At 43.3% G+C, this 20,454-nt stretch carries 20 protein-coding genes; 19 read left to right on the top strand and 1 reads right to left on the bottom strand.

Annotation, left to right across the window (positions count from 1 at the left end; all coding sequences use genetic code 11):
* The first annotated feature begins 7 nt into the window (after positions 1–7).
* From B649_RS11290 to rpsI, 17 genes are all read left to right on the top strand, one after another.
* On the top strand, positions 8–1,195 hold the full coding sequence (locus B649_RS11290) for an adenylosuccinate synthetase (protein ID WP_015654655.1): 1,188 nt from the start codon (positions 8–10) through the stop codon (positions 1,193–1,195).
* Positions 1,196–1,212: 17 nt separating this feature from the next.
* Positions 1,213–1,635: a flagellar export protein FliJ gene (locus tag B649_RS11285; RefSeq protein WP_015654654.1), complete on the top strand. Its 423-nt coding sequence runs from the start codon at positions 1,213–1,215 to the stop codon at positions 1,633–1,635.
* On the top strand, positions 1,632–2,159 hold the full coding sequence (locus B649_RS11280) for a hypothetical protein (RefSeq protein WP_015654653.1): 528 nt from the start codon (positions 1,632–1,634) through the stop codon (positions 2,157–2,159). The genes B649_RS11285 and B649_RS11280 overlap by 4 nt, the downstream gene beginning before the upstream one ends.
* A gap of 72 nt (positions 2,160–2,231) precedes the next feature.
* A complete protein-coding gene (locus B649_RS11275) occupies positions 2,232–2,723 on the top strand; it encodes a DUF507 family protein (RefSeq protein ID WP_015654652.1) in 492 nt (163 codons plus the stop codon).
* Positions 2,723–3,850, top strand: a complete 1,128-nt coding sequence (carA, locus tag B649_RS11270) for a glutamine-hydrolyzing carbamoyl-phosphate synthase small subunit (RefSeq protein ID WP_015654651.1) — start codon at positions 2,723–2,725, stop codon at positions 3,848–3,850. The genes B649_RS11275 and carA overlap by 1 nt, the downstream gene beginning before the upstream one ends.
* Positions 3,851–4,137: 287 nt before the next feature.
* Positions 4,138–5,619 (top strand): cytochrome-c oxidase, cbb3-type subunit I, encoded by a 1,482-nt coding sequence (ccoN, locus tag B649_RS11265; protein WP_015654650.1) that lies wholly within the window; start codon positions 4,138–4,140, stop codon positions 5,617–5,619.
* Between the two features lie 14 nt (positions 5,620–5,633).
* Complete coding sequence (gene ccoO, locus B649_RS11260; protein ID WP_015654649.1) at positions 5,634–6,326, top strand: cytochrome-c oxidase, cbb3-type subunit II; 693 nt, start codon at positions 5,634–5,636, stop codon at positions 6,324–6,326.
* A gap of 10 nt (positions 6,327–6,336) precedes the next feature.
* Positions 6,337–6,558 carry a cytochrome c oxidase, cbb3-type, CcoQ subunit gene (locus tag B649_RS11255; RefSeq protein ID WP_015654648.1) on the top strand — a complete coding sequence of 74 codons (222 nt, stop codon included), beginning with the start codon at positions 6,337–6,339 and terminating at the stop codon, positions 6,556–6,558.
* Complete coding sequence (locus B649_RS11250) at positions 6,551–7,420, top strand: c-type cytochrome (RefSeq protein WP_015654647.1); 870 nt, start codon at positions 6,551–6,553, stop codon at positions 7,418–7,420. Before B649_RS11255 ends, B649_RS11250 begins: the two co-directional genes overlap by 8 nt.
* An 11-nt stretch (positions 7,421–7,431) precedes the next feature.
* A complete protein-coding gene (locus B649_RS11245; protein ID WP_015654646.1) occupies positions 7,432–7,638 on the top strand; it encodes a DUF4006 family protein in 207 nt (68 codons plus the stop codon).
* A 121-nt stretch (positions 7,639–7,759) separates the two neighbouring features.
* Complete coding sequence (locus tag B649_RS11240) at positions 7,760–8,464, top strand: hypothetical protein (RefSeq protein ID WP_015654645.1); 705 nt, start codon at positions 7,760–7,762, stop codon at positions 8,462–8,464.
* On the top strand, positions 8,457–8,963 hold the full coding sequence (locus B649_RS11235) for a FixH family protein (protein ID WP_015654644.1): 507 nt from the start codon (positions 8,457–8,459) through the stop codon (positions 8,961–8,963). The genes B649_RS11240 and B649_RS11235 overlap by 8 nt, the downstream gene beginning before the upstream one ends.
* Before the next feature lie 281 nt (positions 8,964–9,244).
* A complete protein-coding gene (locus B649_RS11230; protein ID WP_015654643.1) occupies positions 9,245–10,207 on the top strand; it encodes an ORF6N domain-containing protein in 963 nt (320 codons plus the stop codon).
* A complete protein-coding gene (locus B649_RS11225; protein WP_015654642.1) occupies positions 10,200–12,542 on the top strand; it encodes a PD-(D/E)XK nuclease family protein in 2,343 nt (780 codons plus the stop codon). The genes B649_RS11230 and B649_RS11225 overlap by 8 nt, the downstream gene beginning before the upstream one ends.
* Positions 12,532–15,234 (top strand): RecB-like helicase, encoded by a 2,703-nt coding sequence (locus tag B649_RS11220; RefSeq protein WP_015654641.1) that lies wholly within the window; start codon positions 12,532–12,534, stop codon positions 15,232–15,234. The genes B649_RS11225 and B649_RS11220 overlap by 11 nt, the downstream gene beginning before the upstream one ends.
* Before the next feature lie 81 nt (positions 15,235–15,315).
* Complete coding sequence (gene rplM / locus B649_RS11215) at positions 15,316–15,738, top strand: 50S ribosomal protein L13 (protein ID WP_015654640.1); 423 nt, start codon at positions 15,316–15,318, stop codon at positions 15,736–15,738.
* 9 nt (positions 15,739–15,747) lie between these two features.
* Positions 15,748–16,137 carry a 30S ribosomal protein S9 gene (gene rpsI / locus B649_RS11210; protein ID WP_015654639.1) on the top strand — a complete coding sequence of 130 codons (390 nt, stop codon included), beginning with the start codon at positions 15,748–15,750 and terminating at the stop codon, positions 16,135–16,137.
* Positions 16,138–16,237: 100 nt separating this feature from the next.
* On the opposite strand, the gene B649_RS11205 is transcribed toward rpsI, so the two are convergent.
* Positions 16,238–18,139, bottom strand: coding sequence for an LTA synthase family protein (locus tag B649_RS11205; protein WP_015654638.1), 1,902 nt, complete (start codon positions 18,137–18,139; stop codon positions 16,238–16,240).
* A gap of 93 nt (positions 18,140–18,232) precedes the next feature.
* On the opposite strand from B649_RS11205, the gene B649_RS11200 reads away from it, so the two are divergent.
* A complete protein-coding gene (locus tag B649_RS11200; RefSeq protein WP_041192452.1) occupies positions 18,233–19,732 on the top strand; it encodes a peptide-binding protein in 1,500 nt (499 codons plus the stop codon).
* Positions 19,729–20,373 (top strand): HAD family hydrolase, encoded by a 645-nt coding sequence (locus B649_RS11195; RefSeq protein WP_015654636.1) that lies wholly within the window; start codon positions 19,729–19,731, stop codon positions 20,371–20,373. The genes B649_RS11200 and B649_RS11195 overlap by 4 nt, the downstream gene beginning before the upstream one ends.
* The last annotated feature ends 81 nt before the right edge of the window (positions 20,374–20,454 follow it).

Raw genomic sequence — 20,454 nt, 5'->3', positions numbered from 1 at the left:
ATTGTTTATGAAAGCAGATTTAATAGTCGGTATCCAGTGGGGTGACGAAGGAAAAGGGAAAATTGTTGATTTGCTCGCGCAAAAATACGATTGTGTTGCCCGTTATCAAGGGGGACATAATGCCGGTCATACCATCGTGGTTGATGGTAAAACGCACGCCCTTCACTTGATCCCGTCAGGGATTTTGAACCCGAAAGCGATCAACATCATCGGTAACGGTGTCGTTGTCTCTCCCGAAGCATTGATCAAAGAGATGAAACAATTTGATAATTTGCTTGGACGCTTGTTTGTCTCTGAATCGGCGCATATGATTTTGACGTTTCACACGTTGATCGACCAAGCAAAAGAGAAACTTCGCGGTGAAAAAGCGATCGGTACGACAGGTCGCGGTATCGGGCCTGCTTACAGCGAAAAAATCGCCCGTGCGGGATTCCGCCTCGGAGAGCTTCGCGATGTTACAACTCTTACAAACCGCGTAATGGAATATTTTGAACAAAATAGTGCAATTTTTCAAGCATTGGAAATTGCATTGCCGAGCAAAGAAGAATTGACGGTAGAGCTTACGACATTTGCAGAGGCATTGGTTCCATTTTTGGCAAACACAACCCAAATGGCGTGGAAACTCATGGATGAGGATAAAAAGATCCTCCTAGAGGGTGCGCAGGGGACGATGCTCGATATCGATCATGGAACTTATCCGTATGTCACCAGTTCATCGACGATTTCAGCCGGAGCGTGTACCGGTCTTGGGGTGAATCCAAAAGACATCGGTGAAGATCACGGAGAAATCGGTGAACGTTTACGCAAAGCGGGGCATGAATTCGGAACAACGACCGGACGTCCTCGCCGTTGTGGATGGTTTGACGCCGTAGCGTGTCGCTATGCGAGCCGTTTGAACGGATGCGATGATCTCTCTATTATGAAACTCGACGTATTGGACGGTTTCGATGAAGTTCAAGTGTGTGTTGCGTATGAAATCAACGGTGAAGTGATCGATTATATGCCGCTTGATTTGGAGAATGTGAAACCTGTCTATAAAACGTTTGCCGGATGGGATAAAACCGAAGGGGTTCGCCGATTTGAAGACCTTCCCTCAACGGCTCAGGAATATCTTCGTGCCATTGAAGAACTGACTCAAACTAAAATCGGTATGATTTCTACGTCACCGGATCGAAACGACACCATTACATTGTAATACTTCAAGGAGCACGTATGGGCAAGTCGCGTTATGCGCCTTTAGTCAAACTCAAAAAGAAGAGTCTTGATAATGCCGAACGTGCTCTTATCGGTGCGAATAACGCACTCTCTTCTGCCTCAGACAAACTTAATCGAGCCTACGAAGAGCTTTCGCTCATGACATTGCCTACAAAAGGCTCCGTAGGAGAGTTCACCCAAGCAACGGCTATGATTCATGCGCAACATCAAAGTATTGAAGAAGCTCAGCAAACATTGCAAACAGCACAGAAGCGTCAAATACAAATGAGAGATCGTTTTAAAGAGGCTATGGTCGATTTTGAAAAATTTAAATATTTGGAAGTTCAAGAGATGAATGGACAACTCAAACTTCTTAAAGATCAAGAGGCTAAAATGCTTGATGAGATTGGGACAATGACCTATAAAAGAGAGATTTTATGAAAATAATATGGGGAATAACGCTTTTCAGTATAACATTGCTTTTGGGTGCACCGGCAACGAAATCGTATGAATGTACGAAGATTTTTGAAGATCGCAAAAACGAGTTATTGGTAGAACTTGAACGTATTGATGAACAGAAGCAATCACTTGATTCCCTTAAACGTGCAACCGAGGAGCTTCTCCGTAAAAAAGAGGCGATGGTACAAGGCAAAGATACCAAAGTCGATCAAAAATTGGCCGAGATCAAAGCCAAAGAAGCATCAATTAAAAAAATGGTAGAGGAAAATAAAAAAGTTTTAGACGAAATGAAACAACTCAAATCGGATAAAGTCTCTCAAGCATTTTTAAAAATGAAGCCGGCAGCTGCAGCGCAAATCCTCTCCGAGATGCCCTCTTCAGAGGCATCAGAAATATTGATTACCCTTAACTCTAAAGTTGTCGGACAGATTTTAGGCAAAATGAACCCGAAAAAAGGGTCGGAAATTACGGACAAAATGCGAAAACTACCTCAACCACCTAAATAATCCTCCATTTCCTCTAAGCGATTTGAGAGGTATTTTAGGGTAAAATGCAAAAAATTTCACTCAGGGCTGGCAATGAAGGTTTCACTGACACACGTACCCCATATCGCGACGCGAATCGCTGTCGATCTTAGCCGCAGCGGTTTGGTTACCATGACCAAAGGGCTTGAGACTACCGCCAAAGAGGCCGAGACCATCTTGAGCACTAACATTAAAAAAGAGATGGCTTTAGAAGAAAAAGTAAAAGAGATCGTCAATGCCAATGAAGAGCAGATCGATTTCTATCTCGCCGATGCGTATGAAGATCGTTATTCGGATATTGCTCACCAGATTCTCGATGTACTCTACGAAGAAGATTTGATTAATTACGATGTGAGTGAAAACCGTATTAAAAATATTATTTTCGATGCAATCACCGGATCAATCGCCGACTCCAGCGAAATTGAATCAGCTGTTTATGAAAAGATCAAAAGTTACAAACGCAATTTGATTCCAGGTACGGATGAATACGAGATCGTGTATGAAAAACTCTATAAAGATGAATTGGTTAGACGGGGGATGGCATAATGCGTGATGTTTGGATTTATCTCGAAAACGGCACCTATCTCAGTGCCAAAAGTTTTGGTGCAGACACTACTGCTGTCGGGGAAATCGTTTTCAATACGTCGATGAGCGGATACCAAGAGATTATCACTGACCCTTCGTATGCAGGTCAGTTTGTTACCTTTACCATGCCGGAAATCGGGAATGTGGGAGTTAACAGTGAAGACATGGAAAGTTCTCGTGCTCACTGTAAAGGGATTATTGTTCGTCAATACCAACGCGATTATTCTTCGTTTCGTGCAGAGGAAGCATTGCATACCTTTTTGGAAAAACACGGGATTATCGGGATAACGGATATCGATACCCGCTATATCACTAAAATGCTCCGTAGCGAAGGGGCGATGATGATGATCGCCTCGACGAAGGTTTCGGATAAAGATGAACTCAAAAAAATGTTAGAGAGTTCACCTCGAATCGAAGAGATCAATTACATCGAAGAAGTGAGTACGAAAACCGCCTATACTCATCGCAACGGCATTTATGATCCGTTTAACTTCCGTTATAATGAGGCTCCTGCTGCTAAAGCACGTATTGCTGCAATCGATTTTGGGGTTAAACGCAATATCCTTAATGAACTCACTGAAGCGGGATTGGAAGTAGAAGTATTGCCGAACACCTTTAGTGCGGATGAGTTGATTGGACGTTATGACGCAAAAGAGATCGACGGTGTATTCCTCTCGAACGGTCCGGGAGATCCATTGGTATTGAAGCGTGAACAAGAAGAGATTAAAAAACTGATTGAGCGCAAAATCCCATTGTTTGGAATCTGTTTGGGGCATCAACTCCTCAGTATTGCACATGGATACGATACCCATAAACTGAAATTCGGTCATCACGGCGGAAATCATCCGGTCAAAAATATTCAAACGGGGATGGTAGAGATTACGGCTCAAAACCATAACTATAATGTACCCGAGTCTGTCCGTGAAATCGCGACAGTTACCCATGTAAATTTATTCGATAATACCATCGAAGGGCTACGCTATAATAGCGGTCATGTTTTCTCGGTACAACACCACCCTGAATCAAGTCCGGGACCTAAAGAGAGCCGTTACATTTTCAGCGAATTTCTTCAACTTCTTCAACGTTAACTGGAGATCAGGGGATAAAATCTCCTGATATGACGGTAATAAAACCTCCAAGTGTTACTTTTCTACCCCTAATTCTGTAAATAAACTTAAATTTATTGTTAAGTTCCAATACTGTGAAAAATATTTAATAATTTAAGATTCTTCAAATACTCTGATTGCTATCATTAGAGCGTCTAATAGCCTACTTTTGTTACAAAAGTGTTAAGGGCATCTCTAAAAGTTGGAACTTCAACTCTTAGAGGTGCCCTAATAGGCTCTTATGCTTTGAATCTTTAAGGAGGTCGTAAATGGAGAATCGTCCATTGGAGTATGATTACACGGTTGCAAAGTGGTTTATGCTTACAACTGTTGTTCTCGGTATTGTCGGGATGCTTGTCGGCGTTATTTTAGCGTGGCAAATGGCGTTTCCGGGTGTGAATTTGATGGCGGGAGAGGGATTGGCTGAGTATACCAACTTTAGTCGTCTTCGTCCGTTGCATACTGACTCAGTTATCTTTGGTTTTACCCTTAGCGGTATCTGGGCTACTTGGTACTATGTAGGACAACGTGTTCTAAAAGTATCTATGGCTGAATCAAAGTTTTTGATGGTACTTGCTAAATTGCATTTCTTCATCTATTTATTGGTTGTTGTTGCAGTAGTCGGTACATTATTACTTGGTATTTCAACCGGTAAAGAGTATGCAGATTTTGAATGGCCGATTGATATCGCGGTTGTCGTGGTATGGGTTATTTGGGGTATGTCAATTTTTGGTTTGATCGGTATCCGTCGTGAAAAATCACTTTATATCTCTATTTGGTATTACATTGCAACATTCCTCGGAATCGCTATGTTGTATCTTTTCAACAACATGGAAATTCCAACGTATTTCGCATCTGGCGGAATCGGCAACTGGTATCACTCTGTTTCAATGTATTCAGGTACAAATGATGCGTTGGTACAATGGTGGTATGGACACAACGCGGTTGCGTTCGGATTTACTGTACCTATCGTTGCAATGATCTATTACTTCCTTCCAAAAGAATCAGGTCAAGCGGTTTATTCTTATAAACTTTCATTGCTTGCTTTCTGGGGATTGATGTTTGTTTACCTTTGGGCAGGCGGACACCACTTGATCTATTCTACCGTACCGGATTGGATGCAAACCATGGGTTCTGTGTTCTCAGTTGTATTGATTCTCCCATCATGGGGTTCTGCGATCAATATGCTCCTTACGATGAAGGGTGAATGGCAGCAAGTAGCATCTAGCCCATTGATCAAATTTATGATCCTTGCGTCTACATTCTATATGTTCTCTACACTTGAAGGTCCTATTCAAGCGATCAAATCAGTTAATGCTTTGGCTCACTTTACAGACTGGATCGTTGGTCACGTACATGATGGTACACTTGGATGGGTTGCGTTCATGATTATGGCTGCACTTTTCCATATGGCTCCACGTGTATTCAAGCGTGAGATTTATTCTAAATCGTTGATGAATACTCAATTCTGGGTTCAAACTCTTGGGGTTGTTTTGTATTTCACATCTATGTGGATTGCAGGTATTACTCAAGGTATGATGTGGCGTGCGCACGATGAATTCGGTAACTTGGCTTACTCATTTATCGATACTGTAACGGTATTGCACCCATACTATACTATCCGTGCTGTTGGTGGTACTTTGTACCTCGTAGGTATGTTCTTGTTCGCGTATAATATGTACAAAACAATGACAAGCTCTCGCCGTGTTGAAGAGAGTGAACTTCAAAACGCATCGCCTATGGGCGCTTAATAAGGAGGGGAAAAATGTTTCACTGGTTAGAAAAACACCCGTTCTTTTTCGCGGTAGCGGTGTTCTTAACAATCGCGTTTGCAGGTCTTATCGAGATTTTGCCAAACTTTGCGCAAGCATCTCAGCCTGTTGTAGGGACTAAACCTTACAGCACGTTGGAACTTGCTGGTCGTCATGTTTATATTAAAAACAACTGTATGGGATGTCACTCTCAATTGATTCGTCCGTTTAAATCTGAAACTGACCGTTACGGTCACTACAGCTTGAGCGGTGAATATGCGTATGATCGTCCATTCCTTTGGGGCTCAAAACGTACTGGTCCGGACTTGATGCGTGTAGGTAACTACCGTACAACAGACTGGCACGAAAATCACATGAAAGATCCTGCGGCAGTTGTTCCGGGTTCTATCATGCCGGCATATCGCTGGATGTTTAAAAACACTGCGGATATTGATACTGCGTATGCAGAACAAGTAACCGTTAACAAAGTGTTCAATACACCTTATAACGCTGAAATCCCAATGGCAGATGGCACAAAAGCTACTGTAGCATTGGCAGCAACTTTGGATGAAGCAAAAACAGCGGCACTCGAAGAAGCTAAAGTGATTGCAGCTGATATGAAAGACCAAGACGTTAAAGATGCGGTAGCAGCGGGTCAAATCCCTGAAATCGTAGCGATGATCGCGTATCTTAACAGTTTAAAATAAGGATGATAGCGTGGATATAGGTACGATTCAAGCGTATGCTTACTTTTTCTTCGTTGCGTTTTTAGTGGTGGTGTTGTACTCGTACATTTATCATCTCTACAGTTCGCAATGGAAAGGGAAGCGCGATTATGAAAAGTACGGCAATATCGCGCTCCATGACGAGATTACTGATCAGCCGATTGAAGAAATCTCAAAAAACGATGATAAAAAAGTAGGAGGCATAAATGAATAAGACAGTACTTGCTGCTATCATAGTTGTAATTGCAATGCTTGGCTTCACCTATGTCGCTGTCGGAATGGCCGGCGGTATGGGTGGAGAAGGTGACTGGGTTAATAAACTCGCCGTATTAGGCGCAGTTGTACTCGTTATCGTAACATCATTTGTAAACTGGGACGGAATCGGAGAATATAAAAACGAACTTCCTTTTGGATGGGCGGTTATTTTCTTGGGTCTCACTATTTGGGCAATCTGGTATTTCCTTGCGGGATATCCGGTTAATGCGTATTCACAAATCGGTGAATACAATGAAGCTGTAGCGGCGCACGATGCAAAATTCGAAGCGGAACATGCTAATATGGATGAAGAGACACTCAAAGAGATGGGTGGATCAATCTTCATCGTACAATGCGCACCGTGTCACGGTCTTCAAGCAGACGGTATCGACGGTAAAGCGGCGAACTTGAATGCACGTTTGGAAGAAAAAACGATTAAAGACGTTATCAACAAAGGTTCAAACAACCAACTTCTCGGTATGGAAATGCCTATGCCGGATCGTAATGGTTTGATGAATGCCAATACTGGCGCTTTGGTTACCGATGCAGAGATCGATGCGGTAGCTAAATATGTTGCTGGCGGAATGAAAGGCACAGAAGGTGCTGACGTATTTGCCGGTACATGTGCTGCTTGTCACGGAGCTGATGGTAAAGGTGTCGATATGGTTGGACCAAGCATTGCTGAGTTCAATCCAACTTTGGTTGCCAATGTTCTTAAACATGGTAAAAAAGGTGCTATCGGTGCAATGCCTGCATTCAACAATTTGACTGAAGCTCAAGTAAAAGCGCTTGGTGCGTATGTCACCAGCCTTAGCAAATAAGGAGAGTCATAATGGAAAATCGTGGTATTTTTACATTGGACGGTATTACCGGTATGTTAATCGCAACTGTATTGCTTCTCTCTATCCTCGTCGGTTTGACCGTATGGGGATTGGGTGTTCAACAAGGCAGTGCAGCGAACTATTACCAAGTTGAAAATGAAAAAGACATCAAGATGTTCAGCACCGAAAACGCTGCACATCGTGTTGATGTAAAATAAGGGGTTTAATATGGCAAGTATCATGGATAAACTCATCACAATCGCATTAGTGGTTTCTGCAGCGGTAACGTTGTGGGCGGTTATAACACCAAATCACCTTTACGTCGGTTAAGGGTAGCTTTTGTTACTCTCACGAGGGCTAGCGGCCCTCACCCTCACAATTCTATTCTCACTATCTCTTCATGCTGAATATTTATATAAAGATGATGTTGTCAAAAATCCTCAGTTTTCTGAGCAAATTAATGCCATCGGTGCGGAACTCAAAGCCAAAACAGGGGTGTCTCTCTATCTGGTTATGGTACGTGATACGGAAGAAAATCAGAGCATTGCTGATTTCGAAAAACAACTCTCCACTGAGCTCAAAGAGCCTGCTGTGATTATGACGTTTATCGAGCTCAAGCAAAAAGTGGATATTTTGGCGCGTCCCGTCTCTTTATACGAATATTTTAACAAAGCTCAAGTTTTAAGTCCGAACGCAACTTTTATGGGTTCGGTTGTAAGTGCAGTTATGTTTGCACGCAGTTTTGGTGAAGCTTCAGAACTTATCAGTAATCGGGGTGGAACAATTTTGCCGATTTTGGCAGAACGAGCCAAAGGTGCGGAAATTGTCTCTAAATATTCGGTGGCAATGTTCAACGGTTACAGCGATGTTGCCGAGCAAATCGCGGCGCATCACAATGTCACCTTAAGTTCATCTGCGGGTAGCGGCAGTAAAAATTTCATCGATATTTTGAGAGTCATATTTTACGGTATCATTCTTTTCGCAATTTTCAAATATTTGCGCGGAAAATATTTGCGTAGAAAAGAGGACTCTTCTAATGTTTAAAAATCCCGGAACAAAATGGCCGATTATCATTGGGCTCTCTATTGTCGGTGTGATCGGTGCATGTGTCGTAACGATCAAGGCCGCACTCAATAATCCGGTAGAATTGTCCAATTACGGGATGCAGGGGTATCATCAGTATGATGCCAATGCGAACGATATTATCAATGCAAAGATAGCGTTTGACCAAAATTACACGATTGCCTTTTTAACACCTCAGATCGTTGAGAAAGGTTCAATTATTGAATACAAAGTAAGCGATAAATCAGGTAAAGCAGTCAATGATGCAAAGGTAGAGGTAATCCTCACCCGCCCTGATTTAAAAGAGTTCGATATGAATCTCAGTAATCCGAGCGTAGCAGAGGGAAAATATACCTTTGCTCCGGTCGATCTCCCAAAAGTGGGTCGATGGGACATTATGGCTAAGGTGTCTGTCGGGAGTGTTCAACGTTACTACAACCTCAAAGCTGACACCCGTAATCCGAATACCTTCGAGTTTTAATTTCCCTTACCCGTTCGCCCTGAGTGGGCCAAAGGGTTCTTCTCACGTCATCCTATAGACTCGTCATTCCGTGTTGCGACACGGAATCCATCTTGTCATTTTGTCATCTTCTATCACAATTTCTCATAATTTTTGTATAATAAGAGTTATTCAGTAGGTTGCCATTGGATGCAATTGAAGCTATAGAAAAAAGAGACAAAAAATAAAATTTTTCATCCTGTCATATTTTCCGCCATTTTTGAGCGACGGGGTACAATGAAGCAAAATTTTAGGAATCACCGATGAACAAAGTCACCGCCTCTATCGACGAAACGATCAAAACCAAAATCTACACCATTCGCGGTATGCAGGTGATGTTGGATAGTGATTTGGCGGAGCTTTATGGGGTAGAAACTAAAAATCTAAATAGAGCCGTAAATAGAAATAGTGACCGATTTCCTCAAAACTTTATGTTTCAGTTGAGTGAAGAAGAGCATCAAAACTTGAAGTCGCAATTTGCGACCTCAAGTTTAAGTGATTCTTTAAGGTTCCAAAATGGCACCTTAGACGATGAAGAATCTTTAAGGTCACAATTTGTGACCTTAGAAAATAGTAGAGGTAAACATAGAAAATATTTGCCTTACGTGTTTACAGAACAGGGAGTAGCGATGCTCTCGGCGGTACTACGAAGTCAGAGCGCAGTGCAGATGAGTATCCATATCATCAATGCTTTTGTAGAAATGCGAAAATTTATCTCAAACAATGCCTTGATATTTCAAAGACTTGATTCATTGGAGCAAAAACAATCCAAAACGGATGAAAAAGTTGAGGCGATATTCAATGCCATCGAAGACAGATCCATTAAACCGAAACAAGGTATTTTTTATGATGGGCAGGTGTACGATGCGTATCTGTTTGTATCGGATCTCATTAAAAGTGCCAAAGAGAGCATCATTCTGATCGACAACTATGTCGATGAGAGTGTTTTAACGTTGCTATCCAAACGAGATATGAAAGTAAATGCGACCATCTACACCAAAAATATCACGAAACAGCTCGAACTTGATTTACAAAAATACAATACACAATATCCAACGATAGAGCTAAAAAAGTTTGATTCATCCCATGATCGCTTTTTATTGATCGATGAAAAGGAAGTGTATCATATCGGAGCGAGTTTAAAAGATTTAGGAAAAAAATGGTTTGCTTTTTCGAAGTTAGATATGGGCGCATTAAATATATTAGAAAAGTTGAACAATGAATAGAGAATGTATCGTTTATACTACCGCACGATGTGTTCGTGAAGCGGTAGCTCAGTGGAGCGAGGGCTTTCTCCCCCATACTATGACGATGGGAGAGTTTCTTTCACGTGCCTATGTCTCTGTGGGCAAGATCGTACCGGATGAGGATCTACGCCTTTTGGCAATGCACGAGGCATCCGATTTTTCAGGTTTTACGGCACTCAACATCGAGCGTAACTTTTTCAGTTTTATCCAAAATTCGGAGTACCTGTTTCGTTTCTTCGAAGAGCTCTCCTCTGAGCAAGTCTCAGTAGAGACTCTCCAGTCTGTCGATGTCTACGGTGAATACGAAGAGCATATTGCGATACTCAAACGTCTGCGTGAACGCTACGGTGAGATATGCACTCGTGAGGGGTGGGCGGACCGGATTTTTAACTCTGAACATGCGACTTTACAGCACGATTTTCTACGCAATTTTGATTCGATTACGATTGTGGTTGAGGGGTATTTGAGCCGATATGAGATCGCTTTGCTGCAAGAGTGCGCCAAGCATTTGGAACTGACTCTGCTCTATAACACGACAGCGTATAACCGCAAAATGACGGCGCGGTTTGAGGAGATGGGGTTTGAGCTTAAAGAGGATATGGAATATCGGCTTTCCCTCAGTGAGATACGGATTATAAGTGAGCAGCTTCTTAGCCTGAACCGTTCAGTCACGTGTGAAGTCTTTCATATCAGACTGGCGCAAATCGGATTTATTAAGGCTTCCGTCGAGGCATTTGTAGAAGGGGGGCTTGCACCGGAGAAAATCGCCGTTGTTCTCCCTGATGAAGATGCGGCGCAGATGTTAAAAGAGTTCGATAGTGAAGGAAATTTTAACTTTGCGATGGGGAAGCCATTTTCTAACAGTACTATGTATCGTGAGTTGGAGAGTATAACCCTCTTTTTGGATGAAGCAAGTGTCTTAAATCGAGAACGTATCCGAAATATCAAAAGCGATGTCATCGATTGGTTCAAAGCTCGCTATGCTCAAAAATTCCAGTTTTCACAACTCGAAGAGTTGATTGTATTATGGGAAGATTCTGATGCGGAGTCGATTGAAATAATCCAAGACGAACTACATCGCTTTAGCCATCTCACCCATGCGTTGGAGCAAATGGACTTTAGGGCGGTGTTTCGAATCTTTATGAACCGTTTGCGTCAGCGGAGCATTGATGATGTCCGGGGCGGCAAGGTAACCGTGATGGGATTGTTGGAAACGCGGGGTATTGCGTTTGATGGGGTCGTGATCGTTGATTTTAATGAAGGATACGTTCCTCATAAGAGTGAAAAAGATCTTTTTTTAAATTCTAAAACACGAGAATATGCAGGTTTACCCAGCGCACATGATCGTGAATCGCTCCAAAAACATTACTACTCTATCCTCTTTAACCGAGCTAAAAAGGTGGCTATCGGATGTGTCCAAAATACTGAATCGGTACCGTCACGGTTTTTGCTTCAGCTTGGGATCAAGAGCATTCCATCCGTATACCGATACGAAGAAGTTTTGTTTCCTGCAGCATGTTTTAACGAACGACAGGTTCGAATGTATGAGAGTGAATACGACTTTACGGCTCAGCCGCTCTCCGCAAGCGGTATTAAAACTTTTTTGAGCTGCAAAAGACAATTTTACTATCGCTATATTGAACACTTGCGTGATCATGAACTGCCGCGTGATCTTTCAGAGGAGAGAGACATCGGTAATGAACTCCACAGTGCTTTGGAGAGAGTGTACAAACTCCAAGAGCAATATCCCAGTGCAGCTCAGATCAAAGAGGCACTTTATAGCTTATGGGAAGAAAAAAAATCGAATGATTCGCTGGAACGGTATATGAAACGGCTATGGATTGATAAGTTAGATCCGTTTTATGCCTGCGAAGCATCACGATTTGCTTCAGGTATGAGGGTTCTTTACACCGAAAAAGAGGTGAGTGTCGAAGTAGAGGGGATACGACTCAATGGCAGGATCGACCGTATCGATGAAAATGGCGGTGAACTCGAAGTGATCGATTACAAAAGCGGCAAATATCCTGACACTGATAAAGAACCCAAAGAGAGCGATGTTGATTATCAACTTAGTGTTTATGCTCTTCTCGCTGGGGAGCTGGGGAAAGTGGCGCGATGCGGTTATTATGATCTTGGGAAAGGGGAACTAAAATTCGAACAGTTTTTGGAGGCAAAAATCACCAAGCTGAGAGAGATTTTGGCAACTATGGCATCCGAGAGAGTCTGGAACTGGGAGATGTGTGAGGATTTGAGCCGATGTCGCTACTGTCCGTATGTTTATCTCTGTCATCGGGAGGTGATGCGTGGAGTTTGAACCGTTTTTAGCTTATGAAGCGAGTGCGGGGAGCGGTAAAACTTTTAATCTCGTCGTCCGATATTTGAGCCTCCTTTTTATGGGGGAGAACCCATCCTCCATCGTAGCATTGACCTTTACGAACAAAGCGGCGAATGAGATGCTGGAGCGTATCATTCTCACCCTCGAAGAGCTTCCCACACGGAGTGAACTGCCTCAAATTGCTCGTCTCACCGGGATCGATGAGCGGGTCATTTTAGAGGAACGTCCCAAAGTACTTTCACGATTTCTCCGTTCCGACATTCAAATCTCCACCCTCGATAAATTTTTTGGTCGGATATTACGCAAATTTGCTCTCAATGCGGGGATGATGCCGACCTTTAAAACGGTTCAGAATCATCATGAGAGCGCACTGCTCGAGAGGTTTTTGAATGAAGTGGAGGTCTCTCGTGCCTCTGAAGCGCTGGTGCATCTATCTCTTTTGAGCGATAAACGGCTCAGTGATTTGTTTGGACTTCTTTCCGCCCTTTATTCCAAATACAAAGAGCTGGATATGCAAAGCTATGAGGGGATCAACGCACCTGAAGAGGCGATAGGATACGCAATGTCTCTTGCCGGGGAACTCTCAGCAATGATTTTGTCTAAACCGCTCAGCGATCGTGCCCGAAAAACGATGCAGTTTGAGAGTTACGAAGAGCTGCTGGGAAAAACATGGCTCATGAAGCCGAGTATAGAGTATTGGGATTTTAAAAAGATTTATGAGCCTCGGATGGATGAGTTGCTTCACGAGATACAAGGTGCAGTAGCTTCTCAGATGCGTCGTCGTGAAGTGCTCTATTTCAAAGAACTTTTTGCTATCCTCAAACTCTACATCAAAAGTCGTCGCTCCATGGCGGTACAAAGTAATGAACTGAGTTTCGATGATATTACCCTAAACGTCCACACGTTGTTGCGGGAAAAATTGGAGAGCGAGTTTCTCTATTTTCGGCTTGATTCGCGCCTCAAACATCTTCTTCTCGATGAATTTCAAGACACCAGTGTCATTCAGTTCGATATCCTCCGTCCGCTGATCGAAGAGATCCGATCCGGTACCGGGGTGAATGAGGGTGGGAGCTTCTTTTTTGTCGGGGATGTTAAACAATCGATCTACCGTTTTCGCGGAGGGGTGAGCGCGCTCTTTCATCAAGTGGCAGAGTTGTTTGATGTCCGTTTGGAACCGCTAAAGGTGAACTACCGCTCCAAAAGCGCAATCGTCGATTTTGTCAACCGAGCATTTAAGGGAAAAATCAACGGGTATATTCCGCAACAGAGTCCGCAGAGCTCGATAGGGGGGTATGTCGAGGTTCTAAACAGCGATGATCTTTTAGAGACGTTGAGCGAGAGGGTTGCATTGCTGATTGCTAAAGGGGTTGTCCCCGAAGAGATCGCTATTTTGACTGCCACCAACAAAGACGGGAGTGCAGTGGAAGAGATTCTGAGCGAGAGAGGGTATGACGTTGTAACGGAGACGACTGCGCGCCTTATCGCACAGCGGAGTGTTCGTGCTATCATCGAGTATCTGCGCTATTGCTATTTCGGAGAGTCAATTTATCGCTCCAATTGTGCGGCACTGCTTGGTATTCAGAGTGAGATGATTGAGCGGGTATCTGCTGATGAAATATCGACGGCTGTGATTGCTTTTATCAAGAGATTTAGCATCGCCGATAAAAGTGCCCTGATGTTTGTCGAAGCACTTCGAGGGTATCGTGACATCGAAGAGGTGGTGTTTGAAATTGACCGTTTGGAGAGCACGTCACCGCAAAGCGATCTCAAAGGGATTCGGATTATGACGGTACACAAATCCAAAGGGCTGGAGTTCGAACACGTCATTGTCCTTGATAGGCTCGGAACCGCCAGAAGCCACAATGACGCAATTGTTTATGAGTATGAGGGGGCGCAATTACGGGCTCTGCACTACCGGATTAAAGGTCGTGAAGCGCTGGACCCGGTGTACGCTAAAGTTTTAGAAGCGGAAAAGAGAGCCGGCGATGAGGATCAGCTCAATGCCCTCTATGTTGCTCTAACCCGTGCGGTGGAATCGTTAAGCGTCATTTCTAAAACCAAAAACTCATGGTTTGACCCTTTAGAACTGGTTGCTTCTGAATGGGGTGTTTTAGACATAAAACCCCGCAAGGTAGAAATGCCTCTCACGCAAAAGGTGTTGAATTTTAAAGCACTCCAATTCGGTCGTCAAGAGGAGAGTCTCCGATCAGTGAAAGAGGCAACGCATGACTATACAGCGGTTCAGTTTGGGTTGTCACTCCATTATACACTGGAAATGATGGGTGATTTTACCTCCATATCTCTGCAAAATGGACTCGAATCGACCCGTAACCGTTATGGCGCAATGCTCTATGAGGGGGCAATAGAGGAGATTGAAAAGAGAATCAATCGTTTGATAACCGATGAACTGTTTCGTACCCTTACACAAGGCAACTGTTACAAAGAACAAATGATACGCCATAAAGGAAATCTCGGAGTAATCGATCTGCTGGTGAGGGGAGAAGAGGGGTGGATAATCATCGATTATAAAAGCGGCCGTGAAGAGGAAGCAAAACATCGTGAACAGGTGAATCGCTATTGCGAGGCGATACGCACATCGACGAATGAGATAGTTGAGGGATATTTATGCTATTTATTGGATGATCGGATCGAATGGGTAAAGTGCTTATAAAAAACTTAATTTCAGCAGATTATAAGTTTAAAAGGGTACAATTTCGCCACTATTTATAGAGACTTTAAAAGGAGACTCAAGATGAAATTTACTAAAATTGCTTCACCTGAGCAAATCGAACGTAAATGGGTTTTGATCGATGCGGAAGGGAAAACATTCGGTCGTATTATGACAGATGTTGCTACTCGTCTTCGCGGTAAAGATAAACCTTATTTTACCCCAAATATCGACTGTGGTGACTTCGTTGTTATCATTAATGCTGAAAAAGCGATTATTAACGGTAACGGCAAAACCGCTACTAAAACATACCACCGTCACACAGGTTACTTCGGTAACGTAAAAAGTGAAAAATTTACAGAACTTTTGGCTACTAACCCAGAAAAAGTTTTCAAACTTGCAGCTCGCGGTATGCTCCCTAAAACAAAATTGGGTCGCGCGATGATCAAAAAACTAAAAGTCTATGCAGGTGCTGAACACCCTCACTCTGCACAGATCGCTAAGTAAGGATAAATAATGGCAAAAACGTATGCAACCGGAAGAAGAAAATCTTCGATCGCTAAAGTATGGCTTGCTCCGGGAACAGGTAAAATTACTGTAAACGGTCTTTCACTCGATGCATGGCTCGGTGGTCTTGAAGCAAAAAAATTGCGTGTTACTCAACCGCTTTCTTTGACAAAACAAGACGCTTCAGTAGACATCACTGCTTCAACTATGGGTGGTGGTTTCTCAGGACAATCGGATGCACTTCGTCACGGTATCTCTCGTGCTCTTTGCGCATTTGATCCGTCTTTCCGTGCTATCTTAAAACCATTTGGTATGCTTACTCGCGATGCTCGTATCGTTGAGCGTAAGAAGCCGGGTAAACGTAAAGCACGTCGTTCTCCTCAATTCTCAAAACGTTAATCGTTTTTATTCTTCCCTTCTTTGGGAAGAACTTTTCCTTCACACTTTCTTCACCCATTACAGATTACTTCTTTCACCGCCCATTCAACAATACTGAATGTTATTTAGCGACTCTAAACAGCTTTTTGTTGTACATATCATCCATAACCGTTACAAATGCCAATGCGTCACGTTCAAGCTCTTTGTCATGAGGAGCACTTAGAAGGCGCTCTTTATCATAGATAAACGTTGCTGCCTCTTTGTTTGGCTGAATAACGGCGACTTTGTTACGGTAGCGCAGGGCAAACGTATCATTGAACAGCATTAGTGCGATCTCTTGCTTTTTATCACTGTAAATGGAGTGTCCCAAAACGGGGTAGGTGAGATTAACCCCGATAAGATCCAAAGCGGTAGCCAACACATCGGGCTGGGTGGAGAGGAGATCAAATTTTTCAGCTTTCACCCCCTCAGCTACAATGAGTGCAGGGATATGGAACATATTGACCGGAACAAGATCATCCCCATAAACGCGGATATTATGATCGGCAACGATGACAAAGACGGTATCTTTGTAGTAGGACTCTTTTTTTGCTAACTCAAAAAGGCGTCCGATGGCAAAATCGGCGTATTTGACTGCATTTTCAACCCCATTTTTTGGTTTTCCGGCAATAAACTCTATCTTTCCTTCGGGCAGTTCAAACGGAGAGTGGTTGGAAGATGAGAACATTACGCTGACAAACTTTTCACCCTTTGCCGCGTGGGCTTTGAATTTTTCATTTGCTTTGAGGACTAAATCTTCATCACTGACTCCCCAAGTACTGACAAAACCGGGATTCTCATAATCTTTTTGTTCGATTACTTCATCAAAACCATTTCCCATGTACCAGCTGCGCATGTTGTCAAATCGTCCTTCACCGCCGTAAATAAAGCTCGATTTGTAGCCTAAAGGCTTGAGCAGTGAAGCAACGGTGAAAAAATCACTTTGGGATTTGTTCCGTTTGACGACTCCCTCTCCGGGAAGAGGCAAATATCCCGAACTCATCCCCGCTAATCCCTGGATACTCCGTGTCCCGTTGCTAAAGAGGTTGGTGAAGGCAATTCCTTCGTGTGAAAGCTTTTCAAGATTAGGGGTAATACTCACATCCCCTCCGCTAAATCCGACGAATTGGCTCCCCATGGATTCTTGGATAAATATCACGAGATTTTTAGGTTTTTGAGCCGGAAAATGGGTCGGCTCATCGCGGTTAAACGGATGTTCTCCGCTCGGAATAAGATTGAGTTTGGCTCCGACGCGTGCATACGCTTCGCCAAGCTCTATTTTTCCGTAGGGTTTCACCAAATTTTCCTCTCTGGTATAGCTCTTGTAGGCGTATCCGATCGAATAGAGGGAGTTTTTGGCAATTTCATTTGCCATGCGGTTGGTGCTGTAAAGGGCATCTGAGATGTTGGCGGGACGGTGGCCGAACGAGGAGCGGATGCCGATAAAGAGCAATGCAGCAACAAGCGGGAACAGTAGGAGCCGTTTCCACAGCGGTGTTTGGATCGCTTCCACCAAACGCAGCGGTGAGAAACGGAGATATGCCCACGCCGTAGCTACGAGCATCCCGAGTGCAACAGCCAATTGTAGCGGATACTCTTTGAGGATCATAGAAGTGACCTCTTGAGGGTATTTCAGATATTCGATAAAGAGGTAATTGGGACGTACATCATACTGAGCGACAAAAGGGAACGTAGCATTTTCCACATAAAGGGCTACCAGTAGAAAAAAGAGAACATAACCGCTGAGAAATCGTCCTACATATTTAGCCCCGCTTTGGGGAGTGATGGCAAGCAGCAAGGCGGGAATGACTAAGATAATTGACGCAGTCATCGTATCGAGTTTTAAACCATAAAGAAACGATAAGAGCGATTCAGTGAGGCTGATATCCCCTAGACGGTCAAAATAGAGACCGTAAAGTCCAAGCCGACCGAGGAAAAAGAGTGCGATAAAGAGGAGGTAAATTTTGATAAGTTCTCGGATCATATATTAGTATTCCTGATAAAAATGTCTGTATTTATAGCATACGCTTGGATAACATTGGAGTAATGTTATAATTTCATAAAAAACGGGTTGAGATTGAAATTATTATTGCTACTTTTACAAAGTGTCTGGTTGATTGCTTCGACACTTCATCTCAGTGCTTCTTCAAACCCTGCACGTCTAAACCCTCTTATCGCAACCGATTCGGCAAGCTCTTCAATCGCTGGATTTTTGTTTAGCTCTTTGGTGAAATATGATGAGAGCGGTCAGAAAATTATCGGTGATCTTGCGGAGTCGTACCGTTTTATTACTCCGACCCTTATTGAGTTTAAACTTCGTCAGGGGGTTAAATGGCATGACGGTAAGCCGTTGAGTGCTGCGGATGTTTTGTTTACCTACAATTTGATCAAATCCCCGACAACTATTACCCCCTATGCCTCTGATTTCAGAGTGATTAAAAATGTGAGCGTGATCGATGATTATACCCTCCGTGTAGCGTATGAGAAACCCTATTTTAAAGCGTTGGAAATATGGATGATGGGGATAGTCCCCAAACATATTTTGAGTCGTGAAAACGATATTATGGGCTCAAAATTCAACACCGCTCCGATCGGAACGGGCCCTTATGTTCTCAAAAAACTGGAATTTTCCAAACAGATCGTATTGGAAGCGAATCCTCATTATTTTGAACACCGTCCGAAGATTGATAAAATCGTTTTTCACGTTATCAACGATCCCATGACACGGTTTTTGATGCTTAAATCGGGTCAAATCGATGTGGACGGACTTGATCCGATGCAGTATGAACGACAGTTGGATAAATCGTTTCACAAACAATTCGCGACGTTGGAACTTCCTTCACACAGTTACACGTATCTGGGATTTAATCTGCGTCTGAAAAAATTTCAAGACCCTCGCGTACGAGAAGCGCTCTCTTTAGCGATTGATCGAGAGGCATTGATCGATGTTCTTTTTTTGAAACACGGTAATGTGTGTACGGGCCCTTTTCTTCCGGGAAGCAAAGGGTTTAATGATGAGGTTAAAGCTCCGAAGCGTAATTTGGCACGGGCGAAAGAACTCCTTAGCGCTGCAGGCTACAGTAGGAGAAAACCGTTGGAATTTGAAATTGCAACTTCAAATTCCAATGCGATCCGCCCGTATGCGGCTGAGATTTTACAACGGCAATTATTGGATGTCGGAGTCAAAGTGACCCTTCGCGTCATGGAGTGGCAGGCATTTTTAAATACGGTGGTAACGCCGCGAAAATTTGATTCGGTTTTGCTCGGATGGTCGCTCTCTCTTACCCCTGATCCTTATGCGCTATGGCATTCCCAGAGCGATGTTCCGGGGGGATTTAATCTGGTCGGATATCATTCGGTGCGTACCGACAAACTGATAGAGCAGATGGAAAACTCAACGGAGCCTGAACAAATTGCCTCCTTGCAGCGTCAAATCTTTGGTCAAATAGTGGGAGACAACCCGTATCTTTTTTTAGTGATCCCCAATGAGATCAATGTGTACAGCCGATCGATACGAGGGATAAAGCCAACCATTAACGGGATATGGGAAGATTATATTGATTGGGAAAAAAAATGAAAAAAATAATATTGTTTGATTTGGACGGGACATTGATCGACTCGACGGAGGCTATTTTAGAGAGTTTTTACCATTCGCTTCGAACACATAATTTGGGTTTAGAAGTTACGGAGTCGATGATTACTTCACAAATAGGACATCCCCTTGAGGTAATGTTTGCCGGTGTCGGCGTTCAAGCAGATCTGGTCGATACGCATGTAAGCACGTATAAGCTCTATTATCGGGAGATTTCATGCCAAAAAACGTTTTTGCTCCCCAACGCGATAGAAGCGATAAAAGAGGCGTCTTTATTTGCGAGACTGGGGATTGTAACGACCAAAACGGGGCGCTACTCACGTGAACTAATGGAACATTTTGAAATTATGCACTACTTCGATGTTCTGATCGGATTTGAGGATGTTGAAAACCGAAAACCCCATCCTGAACCTATTTTGAAAGCATTGCTCCAGATGGGTCATGAAAATCAAGAGGCATGGATGATCGGAGATACCTGTTTGGATATTGAATCATCTAAAAGAGCCGGTATTGAATGTGTGGCGGTAACCAGTGGATATGATAATATAGAACAATTACTCACATTAACAGATGTTATACAAAGAGATGCTCTTGAAGCGGTGCGATACATCGCTCTGCGGGGATGAAAGTAACACTTTGTCTTTGGTTTGAAAGCTCGTAAATGGTGAAAAGCTACATTTAAGAGCAACTTTCATAGAATACGTGTA

The organism is Candidatus Sulfuricurvum sp. RIFRC-1, from assembly GCF_000310245.1.
In the GTDB taxonomy this organism is placed as follows: domain Bacteria; phylum Campylobacterota; class Campylobacteria; order Campylobacterales; family Sulfurimonadaceae; genus Sulfuricurvum.
Note: the sequence above shows the minus strand (reverse complement) of the source record. Positions and strands in the feature narration are given on the sequence as shown.

Excerpts from the sequence above, each read along its gene's own strand:
- B649_RS11290 (WP_015654655.1), top strand. The coding sequence starts at position 8 with ATGAAAGCAGATTTAATAGTCGGTATCCAGTGGGGTGACGAAGGAAAA.
- B649_RS11285 (WP_015654654.1), top strand. The coding sequence starts at position 1,213 with ATGGGCAAGTCGCGTTATGCGCCTTTAGTCAAACTCAAAAAGAAGAGT.
- B649_RS11280 (WP_015654653.1), top strand. The coding sequence starts at position 1,632 with ATGAAAATAATATGGGGAATAACGCTTTTCAGTATAACATTGCTTTTG.
- B649_RS11275 (WP_015654652.1), top strand. The coding sequence starts at position 2,232 with ATGAAGGTTTCACTGACACACGTACCCCATATCGCGACGCGAATCGCT.
- carA (WP_015654651.1), top strand. The coding sequence starts at position 2,723 with ATGCGTGATGTTTGGATTTATCTCGAAAACGGCACCTATCTCAGTGCC.
- ccoN (WP_015654650.1), top strand. The coding sequence starts at position 4,138 with ATGGAGAATCGTCCATTGGAGTATGATTACACGGTTGCAAAGTGGTTT.
- ccoO (WP_015654649.1), top strand. The coding sequence starts at position 5,634 with ATGTTTCACTGGTTAGAAAAACACCCGTTCTTTTTCGCGGTAGCGGTG.
- B649_RS11250 (WP_015654647.1), top strand. The coding sequence starts at position 6,551 with ATGAATAAGACAGTACTTGCTGCTATCATAGTTGTAATTGCAATGCTT.
- B649_RS11245 (WP_015654646.1), top strand. The coding sequence starts at position 7,432 with ATGGAAAATCGTGGTATTTTTACATTGGACGGTATTACCGGTATGTTA.
- B649_RS11235 (WP_015654644.1), top strand. The coding sequence starts at position 8,457 with ATGTTTAAAAATCCCGGAACAAAATGGCCGATTATCATTGGGCTCTCT.
- B649_RS11230 (WP_015654643.1), top strand. The coding sequence starts at position 9,245 with ATGAACAAAGTCACCGCCTCTATCGACGAAACGATCAAAACCAAAATC.
- B649_RS11225 (WP_015654642.1), top strand. The coding sequence starts at position 10,200 with ATGAATAGAGAATGTATCGTTTATACTACCGCACGATGTGTTCGTGAA.
- rplM (WP_015654640.1), top strand. The coding sequence starts at position 15,316 with ATGAAATTTACTAAAATTGCTTCACCTGAGCAAATCGAACGTAAATGG.
- rpsI (WP_015654639.1), top strand. The coding sequence starts at position 15,748 with ATGGCAAAAACGTATGCAACCGGAAGAAGAAAATCTTCGATCGCTAAA.
- B649_RS11205 (WP_015654638.1), bottom strand. The coding sequence starts at position 18,139 with ATGATCCGAGAACTTATCAAAATTTACCTCCTCTTTATCGCACTCTTT.
- B649_RS11195 (WP_015654636.1), top strand. The coding sequence starts at position 19,729 with ATGAAAAAAATAATATTGTTTGATTTGGACGGGACATTGATCGACTCG.